At 47.6% G+C, this 18,013-nt stretch carries 13 protein-coding genes, 2 tRNA genes and 2 pseudogenes; 12 read left to right on the plus strand and 5 right to left on the minus strand.

Features of this window, described 5'->3' with window-relative positions:
* Positions 1 to 71: 71 nt before the first annotated feature.
* Positions 72 to 1,070, plus strand: a complete 999-nt coding sequence (locus HXT56_RS00430) for a lipid II:glycine glycyltransferase FemX (RefSeq protein WP_421778151.1) — start codon at positions 72 to 74, stop codon at positions 1,068 to 1,070.
* 141 nt (positions 1,071 to 1,211) lie between these two features.
* Here HXT56_RS00430 and HXT56_RS00435 read toward each other — a convergent pair.
* Positions 1,212 to 1,448, minus strand: a pseudogene (locus HXT56_RS00435) (ABC transporter C-terminal domain-containing protein); the annotation flags it as partial.
* Positions 1,449 to 1,571: 123 nt separating this feature from the next.
* Positions 1,572 to 3,314, minus strand: a pseudogene (locus HXT56_RS00440) (ABC-F family ATP-binding cassette domain-containing protein); the annotation flags it as partial.
* Positions 3,315 to 3,469: 155 nt separating this feature from the next.
* Between HXT56_RS00440 and rph the strand changes: the two are divergent.
* Positions 3,470 to 4,231: a ribonuclease PH gene (gene rph / locus HXT56_RS00445; RefSeq protein WP_116712502.1), complete on the plus strand. Its 762-nt coding sequence runs from the start codon at positions 3,470 to 3,472 to the stop codon at positions 4,229 to 4,231.
* A gap of 112 nt (positions 4,232 to 4,343) precedes the next feature.
* Positions 4,344 to 5,030, plus strand: a complete 687-nt coding sequence (locus HXT56_RS00450; protein WP_116712503.1) for a non-canonical purine NTP pyrophosphatase — start codon at positions 4,344 to 4,346, stop codon at positions 5,028 to 5,030.
* A 15-nt stretch (positions 5,031 to 5,045) separates the two neighbouring features.
* On the opposite strand, the gene HXT56_RS00455 is transcribed toward HXT56_RS00450, so the two are convergent.
* Both HXT56_RS00455 and HXT56_RS00460 read right to left on the minus strand, forming a co-directional pair.
* Positions 5,046 to 5,126, minus strand: a tRNA-Leu gene (locus tag HXT56_RS00455).
* A 71-nt stretch (positions 5,127 to 5,197) separates the two neighbouring features.
* Positions 5,198 to 5,270, minus strand: a tRNA-Thr gene (locus HXT56_RS00460).
* A 487-nt stretch (positions 5,271 to 5,757) separates the two neighbouring features.
* Between HXT56_RS00460 and pgi the strand changes: the two genes are divergently transcribed.
* Positions 5,758 to 7,452, plus strand: coding sequence for a glucose-6-phosphate isomerase (gene pgi, locus HXT56_RS00465; RefSeq protein ID WP_116712543.1), 1,695 nt, complete (start codon positions 5,758 to 5,760; stop codon positions 7,450 to 7,452).
* 57 nt (positions 7,453 to 7,509) lie between these two features.
* Here the strand turns inward: pgi and HXT56_RS00470 are convergent, their stop codons facing one another.
* Positions 7,510 to 7,800 carry a hypothetical protein gene (locus HXT56_RS00470; RefSeq protein WP_421778152.1) on the minus strand — a complete coding sequence of 97 codons (291 nt, stop codon included), beginning with the start codon at positions 7,798 to 7,800 and terminating at the stop codon, positions 7,510 to 7,512.
* Positions 7,801 to 7,886: 86 nt separating this feature from the next.
* On the opposite strand from HXT56_RS00470, the gene HXT56_RS00475 reads away from it, so the two are divergent.
* The 8 genes from HXT56_RS00475 to HXT56_RS00510 all read left to right on the plus strand — a co-directional run bounded on the left by HXT56_RS00475 (position 7,887) and on the right by HXT56_RS00510 (position 17,992).
* Entirely contained in the window at positions 7,887 to 8,033 is a 147-nt protein-coding gene (locus tag HXT56_RS00475) for a hypothetical protein (RefSeq protein ID WP_165846091.1), read from the plus strand.
* 304 nt (positions 8,034 to 8,337) lie between these two features.
* Positions 8,338 to 10,086, plus strand: coding sequence for an ABC transporter permease (locus tag HXT56_RS00480; protein ID WP_116712505.1), 1,749 nt, complete (start codon positions 8,338 to 8,340; stop codon positions 10,084 to 10,086).
* A gap of 198 nt (positions 10,087 to 10,284) precedes the next feature.
* Positions 10,285 to 11,796, plus strand: a complete 1,512-nt coding sequence (locus tag HXT56_RS00485) for a nitrate/sulfonate/bicarbonate ABC transporter ATP-binding protein (RefSeq protein ID WP_421778153.1) — start codon at positions 10,285 to 10,287, stop codon at positions 11,794 to 11,796.
* Between the two features lie 311 nt (positions 11,797 to 12,107).
* A complete protein-coding gene (gene rplS, locus HXT56_RS00490; protein ID WP_004127473.1) occupies positions 12,108 to 12,476 on the plus strand; it encodes a 50S ribosomal protein L19 in 369 nt (122 codons plus the stop codon).
* Positions 12,477 to 12,503: 27 nt separating this feature from the next.
* Positions 12,504 to 13,298, plus strand: a complete 795-nt coding sequence (lepB, locus tag HXT56_RS00495) for a signal peptidase I (protein WP_116712507.1) — start codon at positions 12,504 to 12,506, stop codon at positions 13,296 to 13,298.
* 8 nt (positions 13,299 to 13,306) lie between these two features.
* The gene (locus tag HXT56_RS00500; protein WP_421778154.1) at positions 13,307 to 14,023 is read left to right on the plus strand and encodes a ribonuclease HII; all 717 of its coding nucleotides are present in this window, start codon (positions 13,307 to 13,309) and stop codon (positions 14,021 to 14,023) included.
* 126 nt (positions 14,024 to 14,149) lie between these two features.
* On the plus strand, positions 14,150 to 15,253 hold the full coding sequence (locus tag HXT56_RS00505; protein ID WP_250310081.1) for a LacI family DNA-binding transcriptional regulator: 1,104 nt from the start codon (positions 14,150 to 14,152) through the stop codon (positions 15,251 to 15,253).
* A 180-nt stretch (positions 15,254 to 15,433) separates the two neighbouring features.
* The gene (locus HXT56_RS00510) at positions 15,434 to 17,992 is read left to right on the plus strand and encodes an ABC transporter (protein ID WP_421778155.1); all 2,559 of its coding nucleotides are present in this window, start codon (positions 15,434 to 15,436) and stop codon (positions 17,990 to 17,992) included.
* Positions 17,993 to 18,013 lie beyond the last annotated feature (21 nt).

Raw genomic sequence — 18,013 nt, forward strand, 5'->3', positions numbered from 1 at the left:
TCGCAACGAGGCCGTGCAAACCGCATCTAATAGCGCTACAATCTCATTCGGACTGAAATCAAGGAGAATATATGCCTATACTCGATAAAAATGATGCTGCCAAAGTTTTGGAATACGAGGAATTTGTAAAAAATTCTCCATTCGGCAACGCAATGCAAGATATGCGGTGGGCGCAAGTAAAGAACAATTGGATTAGTGAATACGTTTACCTCGAGAAGGATGGCAAGATTACGGCTGCAATGTCGATTCTTGGCATTAAAGCCGTAGACGACAAAATGTTTCTTTACGCTCCGCACGGTCCTGTGAGCGACTTTTACGATATTGAAACTACGAAAAAGCTTATTGAAGAAGCTAAGCCGCTTGTCGAAAAATACCATGCGTTCCTGTTAAGAATGGATCCGTGCGTTCAAAACGACCAGGATCTCGTTAAAAAGTATAGGGACGAAGGTTTTACTTTCAGAAGCGACGGGGAACCGTTACATTCGTTCTCAAACCCACGTTATGAGATGATGCTCAGTCTTGAGGGTAAAACAACTGACGACCTGCTTGCTGGTTTTAGCGTTATGACAAGAAGGCATATCAGGGCTTCTCTTAAAGCCGGTGTGACTTCGCGTTATGGGCGCTCGCAGGAAGATATTGATACGTTCTATGAGCTTACCGAAATTATGGCAAATAGGCACGGTATTACGTATCGTCCTAAGGAGTATTTCGAGCGCATGCTCGCAGCCTATCCGGAAATGCGAATTTACAGCACTGAATATGAAGGAAAGACTATTGCCAGCATGATTGGTTTGCCTTATAACGGCGAACTTTGGTACATGTATGGTGCCACCGCAACTATGCAGGGAAAAGTAAGCCCAGGCTATCTTTCTATTTGGGATCTCATTCAGTGGGGTCATGAAACCGGTATGAAGTATTTCAATATGGGCGGCGTTTTCTCGTTGGATGTGAGCGACGGATTGTACTTCTTTAAGTACGGTTTCTGCAAGGCGAACGATCCGTTTGTGTGGATTGGTGAGTTAGACGTGGTAACTGACGAGGCTGCGTACGCTAAGTTCATCAATAGGTGATTAGCTAGTTTGTACGTGCGTTTGTGCATACGTTCATGTGTATGCTTCGTGTGCATACGTTCGTGCAATAAAGGGGCTTGAGATGGTGTCTCAGGCCCCTTTTGTATTGCTATCAACCAAAGTCGCGTGTAGGAGTTGATATTATTCGATTTGTTCGGAGAGCTGCATCCACTCTTCTTCTAACGCATCCGCTTCCGCAGTATTCTTTTGCAAATCTTCATTAAGAGCCTGCAAGCCTACGAAATCGCTCGGATCGTGTGCAGCCATGCTCGATTCGATTGCTGCTTTCTGCTCCTCAAGTTTTGCTAGCTTTCGCTCTATTGCAGCCACGCGCCTAGTTGCTTCATGGTATGCTTTGCCGGTTAATTTTGGTTCGCTGCTCGCGGCTTGCGCAGCGTCGTTTTGAGAGTCGCTATCCTGTGTTTGCGTTTGGTTTTGTGCCTGCGTTTTGTTTTGCGTTTGCGCTGCACCAAGCTTATTTTCGTGTTCGCGTTGCAAGCGTTCTACAATTTGCAAATATTCGTCAACTCCTCCCGGAAGGTGGCGAATATTGCCGTCAATCAGCGCAAACTGCTGATCGGTTACGCGCTCGAGTAAGTAGCGATCGTGGGAAACCACAATCAACGTTCCTGGCCACGTATCGAGCAGGTCTTCCATAACCGCAAGCATATCGGTGTCAAGATCGTTTCCCGGCTCGTCCATAATGAGCACGTTCGGTTCATCGAGAAGAATCAGCAGCAGTTGCATGCGTCGCTTTTGTCCACCGGAAAGATCGGCAATCGGCGTCATAAGTTGCTCAGGTCTGAACCCAAGCCGTTCCATGAGTTGGCCAGGAGTTACTTCCTTGCCGTCGATAATGTAACTTGGCTTGTAACGGCTCAGCACTTCCTTGACTTTATATTTTCCAAGCTTTTCAAGTTCTTCCAAACGTTGCGAAAGTACGGCAAATTTAACTGTTTTGCCAATATTTACGTGTCCTAACGTAGGTTTGAGTGATCCGTCAATAATGCTTAACAGTGTCGATTTGCCGGCTCCGTTTGCTCCCACGATTCCGAAGCGATCGCCAGGTCCTATAAGCCATGTTGCATTGTCGAGAATCATGCGGCCGGTAATCGTTTTTTGTTCGGCTGCTGAAGTTTCCTGATTGTTATCGTCGAGTGTGGTTGAATCGTTGTCGACGGCAATGGTGACGCTTCCTACGTGCGTTGGTTGTGCAAAAGTAGATTCGACAATATCGATTTTTTGTAAAGCCTTTGTTGCGTTTGCGTTTTCTGTTGCGTTTGCGTTTTCTGTCGCAGTTACGCTACTTTCTGCAATATCGGGATCGATACTAGTCAACTGTTGATTATTCTCAAAAATTTGCGTTACGTTAATTAAATCAACAACTTGCTTACCTAAACGTGACGTCGCCATTTTTTTCAACTCAAGCGTATTTCGCAACGGCGGCACATCCGCAATCAATTCGCGCGCCTGCTTCACATGGAATTTCTGCTTGGTGGAACGTGCTCTGGCTCCTCGAGAAAGCCACGCTAATTCCTTGCGGGCAAGGTTGCGCCGGCGTTCTTCGCGCACGTCGGCCTGGCGGTCGCGTTCTACGCGTTGCATCATATATGCGCTGTACCCGCCCTCAAACGGATCAATGGTGCCGTCGTGCACTTCCCACATTGACGTACAAACCTCATCCAGGAACCAGCGGTCGTGGGTCACAATCAGCAACGCGCCTTGCCCATCCTGCCAGCGGTGCATAAGGTGTTCGGCTAGCCAATGAATAGTTACCACGTCCAGGTGGTTGGTAGGTTCGTCCAAGGCGAGAATATCCCAATCGTGCAGCAGCAGCCTTGCCAAGTCGGCGCGTCTACGTTGACCTCCGGAAAGTGTGCCTACGCGAGCTTCCAGGTTGATTCCACCAAGCAGTGCTTCTACAATTTCGCGCGATTGCGGATCTGCCGCCCACTCGTAGTCTTCACGATTTTCCAAAGCCGCTTCACGGACGGTTGCGTTGTCGTCCAAAGGATCGCGTTGATCGAGTATGCCAAACGTAAGCCCTCCACGTTTGGTGACGCGTCCTGAATCTGGTTTCATACGTCCAGATAGTAGGTGAAGTAGTGTTGATTTTCCGTCACCGTTGCGTCCCACAATTCCTATACGGTCGCCTTCAAAAACGCCGATGGTTACGTCAGCAAAAATCGTTTTGGTAGCAAATTCTAACGAAACTCGTTCTAGTCCCAAATCATACGTAGGCATAATGCACCAATATAGCTGTAGAGTCCTACGAAAAGGGTGGGGCAAGTAAAGTGGTCGAGTAAAGTGACGTAAGTAAGTTGCAAATAAAGTGACAAATAAAGTGACAAGTAACGTGGCAAATAGAAGATAAACGCCACGTGCTAAATTGGTGGATTATGGCTCAAATTAAGGATATGTTGTCGTCGAAAGAAATAATTCGTGCGGATGGACGTGCTGTTAACCAATTGAGACCAGTGCGTATAACGCGTAAATTTACTGACGTTCCGGAAGGATCAGTGCTTATTGAGTGCGGGAATACGCGCGTTATGTGCACAGCAACATTTACTGTTGGGGTTCCGCGTTGGAGGAGAGACTCGGGCTTGGGTTGGGTTACAGCAGAATATTCGATGCTTCCTCGAGCCACTGCAGAGCGCACTAATCGCGAGTCGGTGAGTGGAAAAATAGGTGGTCGTACGCACGAAATTAGCCGTCTTATTGGCCGTTGCTTGCGTGGCGTGGTTGATATGAAAGCCATGGGTGAATGCCAGATTCAGATTGATTGTGACGTGTTGCAGGCAGATGGTGGCACTCGCACCGCTTCGGTAACTGGAGCTTATGTGGCATTGGTTGACGCACTTAATTGGGCTGAGCGTAATGGTCACATTCGTTCCGCGGCCAACGTGCTGAAGGATTCTGTTTCTGCGGTTTCGGTAGGCGTTATCAATGGAACTCCTATGCTTGATTTGCCGTATGTGGAAGATAGTCAGGCAATGACCGATATGAACGTGGCTATGACTGGTTCTGGTGAGTTTATTGAAATTCAGGGCACGGCTGAGCATCGTCCGTTTAATCGTGACGAATTAAATACGTTGCTCGATTTGGCGACGCAAGGAAATCGTGCATTACAAGCTGCCCAACGTGAGGCGTTATCAAAGTAGCGTTTGGTTCGGCGATTGCGCGGTGCGTGATTGCGCGGTGCGTGATTTCGCAAAGCATACACATAATTAAACAGACATTATAAGGAATATTAAGAGTTGAAGGAGAACGGGCGTGAAACTTGTTGTGGCTACACATAATGAGGGAAAACTCGTTGAAATTAAGCGCATCTTATCGGAACAATTGGAGCATTTAGCAGATCGTTTTGAATTAGTTACTGCGGGATCGCTTGGGTTGCCGGATCCTGTGGAAACTGGCGTAACCTTTGAGCAGAATGCCTTGATTAAGGCGCGCGACGTTGCTGCGAGAACGGGATTGCCTGCTATCGCCGACGACTCGGGCCTTATTGTCGATGTTTTAGGGGCTGCTCCGGGAGTGCTGTCGGCGCGATGGAGTGGTGTACATGGCGATGACCGCGCAAATAATGAACTGTTGCTTCGTCAGCTTGCGGACATTCCTGACCAATTCCGCACTGCGCGTTTTCGTTGTGCTGCGGCTCTTGCTATTCCGGATTCTTGCAGTGAAGTGCCGCTAAGTAGTGCTATGTCTCACGAGCGTGGTTTTGAAACAGTTCGAGTTGGGGAAATGATTGGTCGCTTAATACGTGAGGAGCGTGGCAAGAACGGCTTTGGTTACGATCCGCTGTTTGTGCCTGATGAGCAGCCGATTCGTGACGGGGTTCGTATGGAAGGTTTGACGAGTGCGGAGCTTACGCAGGAAGAAAAAAATGCAATTTCTCACCGTGGGCATGCTTTGCGCGCTTTGATGCCGGAATTTAGAGCGTTATTTATTGCAGAATAATAGTGGAAATTTTTGTGCGCGAGATGGGACTTGAACCCACACGTCGTAAGACACAGGAACCTAAATCCTGCGCGTCTACCATTCCGCCACTCGCGCATCAACCTGGAAAAACCAACCGAGCGCGTACGCACAAACAAGAAGCATTGATGCGCCCGAATGGGCCAGAGAGCCACTTGACAGAATCGAACTGTCGACCTTCTCATTACGAGTGAGACGCTCTACCGACTGAGCTAAAGTGGCAAGTTGCCCGAGAAGCATTCGCGACTCGCGCACAAATCAAATACTATATAGCATATTTTTATATTTGTCCAATTGGGCGCGCCGTGCCGCGCTGACTGCACCAGTGTCTCAAAACGACCAAAATGAGACACTCACGCAGAACGCCAACTGCACGCGGGTCCGAAGAACGGGATTAAGAGACACTAGCGCAGAACACCAACTGCACCAGTGTCTCAAAACGACCAAAATTAGACACTCACGCAGCGCGTTGACTGCACCAGTGTCCCAAAGACCTCCAAACGTTAGATGTGTTGCGCGCGTTTGGAACGACGCGCTAAACAAGATGCAACATAGACTATAAGATTTCATGCGCGAACCATCAGTATTATTGTGTTCATTTTTATGTTCAGCTTCGCGTGTTTCTGTCTGCTTTTGTGAGTATCTTGTGAAGTGGATGATAGCGACAATTGCTGTCGCATCAGTTGAAGAAATGAAAGGACCAAAACAAATGGCCATCAATCCGCCAGTTGACGCCGTAAAGACCCCAGAATGGGCTGCATTGCAGAAGCATTACGACGAGTTACAGTCTGAAGGCGTTTGCCTGAAGAAGTGGTTTGCAGAGGATGCAAACCGTGTGGATAAGTTGAGCTTCGAAGCTGGAGATCTCCACTTCGATCTTTCTAAGAATTTGATTAAGCCAGAAACGCTGAAGCTTTTTGCTGACCTTGCTAAGGCTGTAAAGCTTGACGAGCGCACCAAGGCAATGTACACCGGCGTGCACATTAACAATACCGAAGATCGTGCAGTGTTGCACACCGCTTTGCGTCGCCCAGCAGAGGATGCTGGTAAGTTCATGGTTGACGGTCAAGACACCGTTGCTGACGTGCGTGAAGTGTTGGGTCGTATTTACGATTTTGCTAACGAAGTTCGCTCCGGCGCCTGGAAGGGCGTTACTGGCAAGAACATCAAGACCGTTGTGAACATTGGTATCGGTGGTTCCGACTTGGGCCCGGTCATGGTTTACGAAGCCTTGAAGCCATACGCTGACGCTGGCATTAGCGCTCGCTACGTTTCTAACATTGATCCAAACGACATGGCCGAAAAGACCAAGGATTTGGATCCAGAAACCACGCTGTTCATCATCGTTTCCAAGACTTTCACCACTTTGGAAACCTTGACCAACGCTCGTACCGCTCGCACCTGGTTGCTTAACAAGCTTCAGGAATCCGGCGCTATCGACGGCTCCGACGCAAAGAAGGCTGAAGCTGTTGCTAAGCACTTCGTGGCTGTTTCCACCAACCTCGAAAAGGTTGAAGAGTTCGGCATCAACCCAACCAACGCCTTTGGCTTCTGGAACTGGGTTGGCGGTCGTTACTCTGTGGATTCCGCCGTTGGTACTTCTTTGGCTGTGGTTCTCGGCCCAGAGCGTTTCGAAGAGTTCTTGCACGGCTTCCACGCAATCGATACTTACTTTGCTGAAACCCCGTTCGAGAAGAACGTTGTGGTGCTTCTCGGTATGCTCAACGTTTGGTACCGCAACTTCTACAAGGTTGCTTCCCACGCTGTGCTTCCATACGACCAGTACTTGCACCGCTTCCCAGCTTATTTGCAGCAGCTCACCATGGAATCCAACGGTAAGTCTGTGCGCTGGGACGGCACTCCTGTAACCAGCGAAACCGGCGAAATCTTCTGGGGCGAGCCAGGCACTAACGGCCAGCACGCTTTCTACCAGTTGATTCACCAGGGCACCCAGCTTATTCCAGCTGATTTCATCGCCTTTGTGAACACGCCAAATCCTACTAAGGATGGCGACCAGGATGTGCACGAGCTCTTCTTGGGCAACTATCTTGCACAGACTAAGGCTCTTGCTTTCGGTAAGACTGCTGACGAAGTTCGCGCTGAAGGCACTCCAGAGGAGATTGTGCCAGCTCGCGTATTCGAGGGCAACCGTCCAACCACTTCCATCTTCGGCGATGCTTTGACCCCATTCAGCTTGGGTGAGCTTATTGCTCTCTACGAGCACATCACCTTCGTTGAAGGCACTGTGTGGGGCTTGGATTCCTACGATCAGTGGGGTGTGGAACTTGGCAAGCAGCTTGCAAAGCAGATTACTCCTGCAATCTCTAAGGATGACGATGCTTTGGCAGCTCAGGATGCTTCTACCCAGAGCTTGATCCGCTTCTATCGCGCTCATCGCAAGTAATTGCGTAGTAGTTTTATTTAGCGATTGCTGATTTATAGGCCTCTTGGCGTTAATTCGTCAAGAGGCTTTTTGTTTTGAACATTTTCGGGAGTTTTTTCTCCGGCGTTTGTTGTTGTTTTGGCCGTGTTGTGGAACATTTGCGGGAGAATTTCCTGGTTTTGTTGTTGTTTTGGTGGTTTTTTGGAACATTTGCGGGAGTTTTTTCTCCGGAAAATGTTGCTGTTTTGGTGGTTTTTTGGAACATTTGCGGGAGAATTTCCTGGTTTTGTTGCTGTTTTGGCCGTGTTGTGGAACATTTGCGGGAAAAACTCCGGCGTTTGTTGTTGTTTTGGCCGTTTTGTGGAACATTTTCGGGGAATCTCCCCGGCTTTTGTAGCTTGACACAGTATCTGCGATATTTTATAATTAGCACGAACTTAAGGAGGTGATTTGCCGTGAAACATGACAGTAAAAGCCATAATTCTAGTACTCGTACTGATGAAGGCTCCGACACTATTGGCAGTAGTAGTTCGGACGTTCCTCCTGAATATATGAAGCCGGCAATCACCAAAGTTAGGTTACAAAACTTGCGAAATATATAACTTGCGAAATATATAACTTACAGAGTTAAAAACGTGAGTTCTAGTTATTTGTGCCTGTAACGTAATCAATGGTGATACGGCTACACAAGAATTATGCAAAATTACGCAAAGAAATTACGCAGAGAAATTACGCAAAATAATTACGCAAAAATTACAAAATCTAAATAGAAATCCGCAAAGAATCTAAATAGATATCTGCGTAATAAATAACGTAACAAATCGTAATAAGCAACGTAATAAATAAATAGAAATAAACACAATAGACGAAGGCGAACTCACTTATTGCCTATTCGAGGATTTTATTATGACCATATTTACGACGTCGCGCAAGGAAAGCGCAGCAACGCAGGTTGACGAGAACACTCGATTCTTGTCAGACATTCTTGTGTGCATTGGCATTATAGCCGTTTTTGGCGTTACTGCTTTCCTCATCCAGCGCATTAATCAGCCGATTGGCCCAAGCGGTATTCCTTCCCAAGTGTCTACCGATTTAATTAATTTGCCATATTACACATTGCGTTCAGTGTTCCGCATGCTGATTGCTTTGGTGGCTTCTCTTATTTTCACCATTATTTACGGCTCACTTGCAGCGCGCAGCCGTCGCCTTGGGAAAGTACTTATTCCGCTTCTCGACATTCTGCAGTCGGTGCCAATCTTGGGCTTCCTTTCGGCAACGGTTACCATTTGGTTGGTGCTGTTCCCGGGTTCCATGCTTGGTGTTGAAGCAGCTTCGATTTTTGCTATTTTCACCAGCCAGGCGTGGAATATGACCTTCTCATTCCACCGTTCGCTACTGAGTGAACCAAAAGAGCTTGATGAGGCGGTTCGTAGCCTTCAGCTTACGCATTGGCAGCGTTTCTGGGTATTGGATATGCCAAACGCGATGATTCCGCTGCTGTGGAACTGCATGATGTCCGTTGGCGGTGGTTGGTTCTTCCTGACCGCTTCGGAAATGATTTCTGTTAACAATCATACGTATGCGCTTCCTGGCATTGGAAGCTTCGTAGCGCAGTCTGCTGCCGAAAATAAGCTTGGTCACATTTGGTGGGCTATTGTGGCGATGGTACTTGTGGTTCTTGCACTTGATTTCTTCTTGTGGAAGCCACTTACGGCTTGGGCTGAGCGTTTTCGTATTACGCAAAGTGCTTCAGATAATGAGCGTCACAGTGCTATTTTGACGTTGATTCGCCATTCCCACGCGGACGAAGTTATTAGTAAGCTGTTTTTGCCTATTCGAGAATGGCTTGAGAAAATTACGCGTCCGTTTGGGCGTACTGGTTCTAAGTGGCCGCACAAGGCTTCGCAACGCAAGCTTGGGGATATGGCATTTAATGTGCTGATGTTCCTGATTATTGCAACTGGAGCCGCGCACATGATTTATTTTGTTGCCACCACTGCTGGGTTGCAAGAGTTTGCTAAGGCTGGTTTGCTGGGTGGAATTACGTTTGTGCGCGTGGCTTTATTGATTTTGGTAAGCTCGCTTATTTGGGTTCCGGTTGGCGTGTTAATTGGCATGAATCCAAAGATTTCGCGCATTATGCAGCCGATTGTACAGATTCTCGCAAGCTTCCCAGCAAACTTTATTTTCCCGTTTGCTATGATGTGGTTCTTGGCTTGGCATATTGATTTAGGCTGGGGCAGTATTATTTTGATGGCACTTGGTACGCAATGGTACATTTTGTTTAATGTTATTGCTGGAGCAAGTGCTATTCCAGATGATCTTCGCGAGATGACACGCAGCTTCCGTTTAGGACGTACTTTGCGTTGGAAGACACTTATTTTGCCGTCTATTTTCGGATCGTGGTGCACCGGTGGTATTACCGCTGCAGGCGGCGCGTGGAACGCTTCTATTGTTTCCGAAATTGTGGAATATGGCAAGAATCGTATGGCAACTTCCGGCTTGGGAGCGTATATAACGAACGCTACTACCGTTGGTGATTCTGCGCGTACTTTAGTCGGTGTGACGGTGATGAGTTTGATTGTGGTGTTAAGCAATCGTTTGTTCTGGTCACCTTTGCAGCGTATTTCTGAGAGGCGTTACGTGTTGAATTAGCATTTCGCAATATGCGTTGCAAAATGTTTCACGCGACGTTTCACAAAGAATCGTAAGACGTAAGAAAAACGCAAAACGCAAAACGCAAAAACGCAAAAATGCAAAAGCGCAAAACTTGAAAACACAAAACTTGAAAATGCAAATAAAAATGTAAGAAAATCACACGAAATTTTCTTATAAAACGGATTGGCAAAAATTATGACTACTTTGAACAATGCTGCGGCAACTAGGCCATCATCAATCACCGGCGACATCATTGACGCTAAGCACATTAGCCAAAGCTTCACTTCCGACAGCGGTACCACTCAGCACGTGCTGCACGATATCTCCTTCACCCTGAGAGAAGGCGAAATTGTGGCAATTCTCGGTCGTTCTGGTGCCGGCAAATCAACCTTCCTTCGCACAATGGCAGGTCTCGTGCAACCAACGGAAGGCACAGTCACCTATCGTGGGCGAGAGCTTACAGGACCAAACCCAGGGGTGGCAATCGTGTTCCAAACCTTCGCGTTAATGCCGTGGCTTACTGTGCAAGACAATGTGGAACTTGGTTTGCGCGCTCGCGGAGTTAGCAAAGAGAAGCGTACTGAGCTTGCGCTCGCTGCAATTGACGCAATCGGTTTGGACGGCTTTGAAACCGCTTATCCGAAGGAGCTTTCCGGCGGTATGCGTCAGCGCGTTGGTATTGCGCGTGCGTTGGTGCTTCGTCCGGATGCGCTGTTCATGGATGAGCCGTTCTCCGCGCTCGATGTGCTTACTGCAGAAAACTTGCGTCAAGAAGTGCTTAAGTTGTGGTCGAGCGAGGAGCGCGATATTAAGTCGGTGCTTATTGTGACACACAATATTGAAGAAGCGGTACAGATGGCTGATCGCGTGGTTGTTTTGGGTTCGCATCCGGGTCACTTGATTGCGGACGTTAAGGTTGATTTGCCGCGTCCTCGAGATAAGCACAGTGCAGAATTTGAAGCAATGGTCGATAATTTGTATGCGATTCTCACCGGTTCCGCACCTGATATCACGTCAGAACAAGACAATACTGAAGTTGCAGCTAATCAGGATCAAACGCAGGTTGCAGACGCTGAGGATGCTGAAGATACTGAGGCTGCTGCAATTGCAGATCTGCTTATTCAGCATCATCATGAGGATGAAACTGAAGCTAGTGCAGAAGATCAGGATGAGCCTAGCGATAGTAAGCAGGAGCCGGTGTCAGTACATTTGCTCCCGAACGCAACTCCAGGCGGTATGGCTGGTTTGCTCGACGTAATTTCAGAATATCCAGACGGTATCGATTTGGCTGATTTAGCAGCTGATCTTTCCTTCGAAATTGATGACTTGTTCCCGTTGGTTGATGCCGGTCGCATGCTCAATCTTGTTACTGCTGAAAACGGTCATATTGCTATTACTTCTGCGGGTGAGGAATGGCATAACGCTGATATTTTGCACAGTAAGCAGGTGTTTGCTCGTCTTTCCTTGGAACACGCGCCTTTGGTGCACGCTATTGACCAGGCTTTGAGCCGTAATCGTAATGGTAAGCTTCGTGGCGAATTGATTTTGGATTTGCTTCGCAGTAAGCATACGGATGCGCTTGCGCGTCAGCAGTTTGATATTGCGATTAGCTGGGGTCGTTACGGCGAGTTATTTGATTACGACGCGGATGATGACGAGTTGACACGCACGGTGGAAACTGCTCCGCTTGATGGCGTGTCGCGCTGAATTTGTGTGGATGTGCTAGTAGCTAAACCTTCGTTGTAAGCGTCCGTTACAAGCGATAGTTTGCAAGCGGTGGTTACCGGCAGGAAGCGGTAGTAATAACGCCAAAATGTCCATTACACTGCATAAATTTATTGCTTGTATGCTTTCGATAAAAGGATGCCGCATGGTTCTTTTGTCTCTAAGGTCTAGTCGCTTCTTGTTGTGAGATTGCGCGGATCGGAAGCCCCAAAAAGCAGACTTTTTGGGAACGAGTACGCTAGGTTTATCTAGCTAACTTTTCGTCGATATGCGGCGGCGATGGAGGAATAATTATGGTGAATGCTGTAGAAGCATTTGATGCTAAGCATCTTAAGGCTGCTGAGGAAATCCCAGCTTTCCGTCCTGGCGACACTGTTGATGTCAACGTGAAGATTCAGGAAGGTAACAACACTCGTATCCAGACCTTCACTGGCGTAGTAATCGCTCGTAAGGGTGCTGGCGTGCGCGAGACTTTCGTTGTGCGTAAGGTGAGCTTCGGCACTGGTGTTGAGCGTCGTTTCCCACTTCATTCCCCAGCTATCGATTCGATTAAGCTGGTTCGTAGCGGTCGCGTTCGTCGCGCCAAGCTTTATTACCTTCGCGCTTTGCGCGGTAAGGCTGCTCGTATTGCCGAGCGTCGCGATAACAGCGCTGCTAAGTAACTATAAATTTAGGGTGAAGGATTATGTATGGCATCTCGTGGCACGCAATTAAGCGATAATCATATCGTTACCGTGGCGGGTCATGGTGTCGATCCTTCCCCCGTTCCGCCAGAGCCTCCGGAGGGTTATATACCTTCCGGCTCTGGTAGTTCAGGCAAGAAGTCTGGCGGTAATCGTTTTGCACACGCACGCAAAAGGGAGGGTGAGCATTTTTCTTGGAAAGATTTGCTCACATGGTTTGGTATCCCTGTGCTTCTGGTGTTGTTTGTGCGCATATTTTTGCTTGGAGCGTACACTATTCCTTCCGGCTCTATGCTTGATACGATTCACATCGGTGACTATGTGATTACGTCGAAACTCACTCCGCGTATTTTCCCGTTGCATCGTGGCGACGTTGTGGTTTTTGAGGATCCTGCTCATTGGTTAAGCGGCGAATCTACTTCTGGCGCCACCTCTGGTAACGATTTGATTAAGCGTCTTATTGGATTGCCAGGAGATACGGTTGAGTGCAATGGTCCAGGGGAGCCTATTGTAGTTAATGGCGTGCCGGTTCACGAATCCGCTTATATTCGTCCTGGTGTGGACCCAAGTTCTTTCCCATTTAAGGTGAAGGTTACTGAGGGGCACGTGTTTGTACTTGGTGATAATCGTGCTAATTCTGCCGATTCTCGCTATCATCGCAACGATGGCGACGATGGCTTGGTGCCAATTTCTAAAATTGAGGGCGTGGCGGTATTCCGCACATGGCCATTTGATCGCATAGGATTATTAGACGATCATCACGACGCTTTTGATAGTGTTCCTGATCGTCCTGCTAAGTAGTAGCAATTATGCAATCCCAGCTTCATAATATTCCAACTGTGCCGTCTTGTCTGCATGAGCAAAACCTTCTCAATCAAGGCTACAACTGGGTGATTGGACTTGACGAAGTCGGACGCGGTTCGTTGGCAGGGCCAGTAATGGTTGGTGCAGCGATTATTGGGCAGAGCCAAGTTGAAGCGAAAACTATGCCTGAAGGTTTAGCTGATTCCAAACTTCTTACGGAACATCGCCGAAAAGCATTGTATGAGCCTTTGCAATCTTGGTGTTCCGCTTGGGCGGTTGGTTCGTGCACGAATAAAGAAATTGACGAGTGGGGGATAAGTTATGCTCTCGGCGTGGCGGCTTTGAAAGCAATTGCGTCAGCGCAGGAGCAGCTTGCTAAACGTTACGTCAACGATCCAATAGCAGGGCAGCGATTTGCGGCTATTTTGGACGGTCCTTGTGACTATATTGACAACGTAGCTAATACCTTTGATGCTCCAGACGTTCCTTTCGCTGTGAAAGTGAATACTTTAGTGAAAGCGGATCGGCAGTGTGCGAGTGTGGCTGCTGCGGCTGTTCTTGCGAAAGTAACTAGAGATGAACTTATGGTTTCGCTTGCGAACAAATCTGAGTATGCGCCTTACGATTGGGCACACAACAAAGGTTACGGTTCCTTAGCGCATCGTAACGCAATTAAAGAAAACGGGCCGAGTGATTTGCACAGATTGTCCTGGCATTTGTAATTAGAAGTTACTTTTTTGGAAGTAATTTTCTTTACAGCGGTGTAAAGAAAGTGTCGTTTGCATACAAAAAGTTGCTAAAAATGGTAAATTATGCAGTACAAAGTTATTGTTAGCGGGGGTTCGGGTATGGCGAAAAGCGAAGCAAAACGCGCGTCGATGATTGACGTTGCGCGAGCTGCTGGAGTAAGTCACCAAACGGTTTCACGAGTGATTAACAATTCTCCGGACGTTTCTGCAGAAACTCGCGTGCGTGTACTGCGTATTATCGAAAAATTAGGATACCATCCCAGCAATTACGCAAGGGCTTTAGCAACTCAACAATCGCGTACGTTAGGGCTTATTGTGGGGGCTGCATCGCGTTGGTCGCAAAGTATTATTGCCCCTATTGAAGCCCAGGCCAAAGCTTGTGGAATGTTCCTCTCATTAAGCATGGTGAACGAAACGTTGTGTGAACAAAGCGACATTCGCGCACTTACTGAAAGTTTTGAAGAACAAAATGTAGACGGCATCGTTATAGATGCGCCAACGGACGCTATTTTTACTGCGCTTTGTCGCACTAATATGGTTAAGCCATGCGTTTGTGTCACCTCAACGCACGGTTCTTTAAGCGCACACGAAGGCATGAATATACTTAAGCGTCACAGCAACATTGAATATTCTGTTATTGGCATAAACCAGTGGCGTGCTATGAGCGATATTGTGTCGCTGATTGCACAATACGGACATCGCAATGCCTTATATGTTGCTGGACCTGCTCAATGGCGCGGTTCTGCAACCCGTCTTGTTGCGTGGAGATCGCTTTCTGCAACGCAAGGAATACATTCGCATATTGTGCAATGCACTTCTTGGAAATCTTCGGAAAGTTACGCGCGAATGAATCATATGCTTGAAAAATTTGGTGTGGATGGCGCTGCCATACCGAGCGTCGTAGTAACGTCAAGCGACGAGCAGGCGGTGGGCGTGATGCGCTCGTTATATGAGCATGGTTTGAAAATTCCTAACGATGTCAGCGTTGTGGGATTTGGCAATGTGCCTTCGATGGGGGATCTATTTCCTCCGCTTACTACCGTCAGTCCGGATGTGCAACAGTTGGGGTCCCTGGCTGTTCGTGAGGTGCTTCGTTTAATAAATCATGGTCCAGAACCCGCGTTTCCAGATATGGCTCGCGGTGTTGGTCAAATACCGGCGAATGTGAATCTTCGTTCTTCACTTGCAGCGGTGTTGAGATAGCGTGAAAACGGCTTAAAATCAGCCAAATTATGCGGTTGCCGGCGTGTTGATGGTGCGTGCGCAGCGTAATCTTGAAGGGTAATCTTGGAGGCTATAAGGGGAATTTACTGTTAAGCAAATCTGAGATATACCAGTTGACCAAAGAAGTACGAAATAAGGATTAAGGAAAAGGATCAGGAGATGATAAATCGCTGTTTTGCGTTCGTACCAGGTATTAAGCACTTAGTTGCTTTAAGGGCGACGTGTCTTGCGATTTCTTCTCTTATGAACATCGCGTTTGTGTACATTTGCGTAGGCATGCTTTCGCCGGTGTTGCGACCAGTGCGCTCGGTAGGAACTTCGTTGATGAATTCGGTGGAATTTACCTCCTACATCATTGCCTTAGTAGCTGTTATCGTGTTTAAATACGCGGCTTTTCATACTTCATGTACCATTGCGACCGATATTGAGTCGCGTGTGGCTATGCGATTGCGGCCTAAGATGTTGCACGCTTTGCTGTCCTTGCGTTCTGCGGGAATTGAAGAACCTCAAGAGCTTGCTTCGCTTTCTGTTAACGATGATATTAATGCGTTGCAACGTTTTATTGGCGTACTTGTGCCGCAGATTGTAGCTTCTGTGCCTATTCCGGTGGTTATTGCAGCCGTGCTGTTTACTGTTAATCCGTTGATTGCTGGAATTTGTGCAGTTTCTTCTATATTTAGTGTTATTTCGTTACTGTTGGTGCTGCTGTTACGTTCGGTTGTATGGCGTTGTGTCAGCGCGTGGTGCGCATACGCCATATCTTGTGTGGCTATTGTGGCTACGGTGTGGTTGTCTTCGGTAAAAGGCGTTGGGCTTGCTGCAGCGTTGTTAACTATGCCACTGCTTATGTTGAGTGTGCAGCCGATTCGAGAAGTTGGTAAGCACCTCCACGTCGTTCAGCATGCTGTTCACGGCATGCACCATGTTGAGTCGTTGCTGCAGACGGTGAGCGCATCGTCGGCACCAATATCCTTTAGTGATGATGGCGCTACGCTCTCTCTGCCGGATGGTGCTACGGATATTGCGTTACGAATGCGTTGCGATATTGCTGATGAGCATGCTGGTAAAGACAATGAGAGACTGCGCATATCGATGATTGCGCGTTCTGGTGAGTTGCAGATAGTTCCAAGTCAGTATCAGTCAGTAATGCGCACAAATATTCTTTCCGGATGTGGATTTAATAAGACCGCTGATGTGCTGCTTTCTTATAACGATCGTTACGGAGTACACGAGGACGATATTGCTCCTTTCGTTGTGTCGGACGCTTTCGACGCAACTGAACATTCATCTTATCTGACTCTTCACGACGCAACTGTGGGGGCATTGGCGGATGTCGTTACTGTAGTGAGTGAAAGAAGCCACTTATTTGCAACTACGCTGCGTGAAAACCTGCTACTTGCGTCTCCTACGGCTACTACTACCGCAATGTGGGATGCGTTGAGAGCGGCTCGCGTAGATGGCGTTGTGTACGCAGATTATGACGGTTTAGATATGCCAATTGACCGTCTGCTTCACAATCCTGACGCGACGTACAATGCTGAAGATATTGCTCGCCGTATTATTCTTGCAAGAGCCTTACTTCGTCACACTCCCGTCTACATTTTCGATTACGCTGCGCAAACAATAAGTGAGTCTGAAGCTGCAGTGCTTACTCGAGTTTTGAGACGTTTAGCGCGTTCGGCAACGGTTATTGCATTAATGCCGAATGATGTCGGAGTTGATTCTCATGATGCGAGGATTACAGTAGAAGCGTATAAGCGTATTGCTCACGAAACTATGCGAGGTACTACAGCAGCCAAGGAATCTGTTTCTGAAGTTGTTCAACGGGATGGCAGTCGAGTACCTGCTGAAAAAATGTTAGCTTCTGCGCGCGTTGAACGCCCTGTAAGTGCTATGGCAACGGTAGTTGCTTCTACTTCCCAAGAGCACACTGTTTCGCGTCTCAAACGTGCGTTTTTTGCCATTATCTCTATGGTGGTAACCGCAATTAGTGTTGCTGCAACCGTATGTATTCCAGTAGCTATGGTGGCTGCAATGTTTGCCGTTGCCGGAAGACCTATTTTTGGTTTTGTTATGCAACAATGTGTACTGGTTGCAGTGGCTTGCATGTTCGTTCGTGCTTTTACGCTGGTACTGTTGTTTGCTGGGGTCGATATGCACCACGAGCATTTGCATAAAGCCCACATAAGTATGAATGTTGGCATGGTTTGTGCAGTTTTGCCATTACTGGTGGTGCTGTACTTCCTGGATGTTGATTTGTTGTATGTTGCAATAGTTTCTTGCGTACTTTTGGTGTTTGTGCTTCCTCGTTACCTTCTTATGCGATCGCGGCATATTGTGCAAAAAGTTCGCGTTGAACAGCATGAGGTCGAGTGTGAAGTAAGTGATATCGAGCTTGGAATTGATGAGGTACTTGCCTTCCGACAAGGTGAACATTGCGTAAAACACATGGTTGCTTCCATGAAGAAAGTGTCACAGCAGAATATGCGATTGTCGCGTAAAATTGGCGGAATCTCAGCCTTCGTGCTGGTGTTGTCATTGGTGAGTATTGCTACTTCGGCATTGTTGGTTGCTCATACTATTCATCCAGTGCCGACTAATATTCCTGCTTGGAATACGGTGTATGCTGTTATGGCCATGGTGCTGCTGGTGAGTATGATTCAGCAGGTATCCGGTGTGGTGTTGCAGCGCATACCTTCTATGGTGAAGGTTAAGTGATATTTGTTTAACAATGGTGAG

The organism is Gardnerella nova, assembly GCF_049244055.1.
Lineage (GTDB): Bacteria > Actinomycetota > Actinomycetes > Actinomycetales > Bifidobacteriaceae > Bifidobacterium > Bifidobacterium vaginale_H.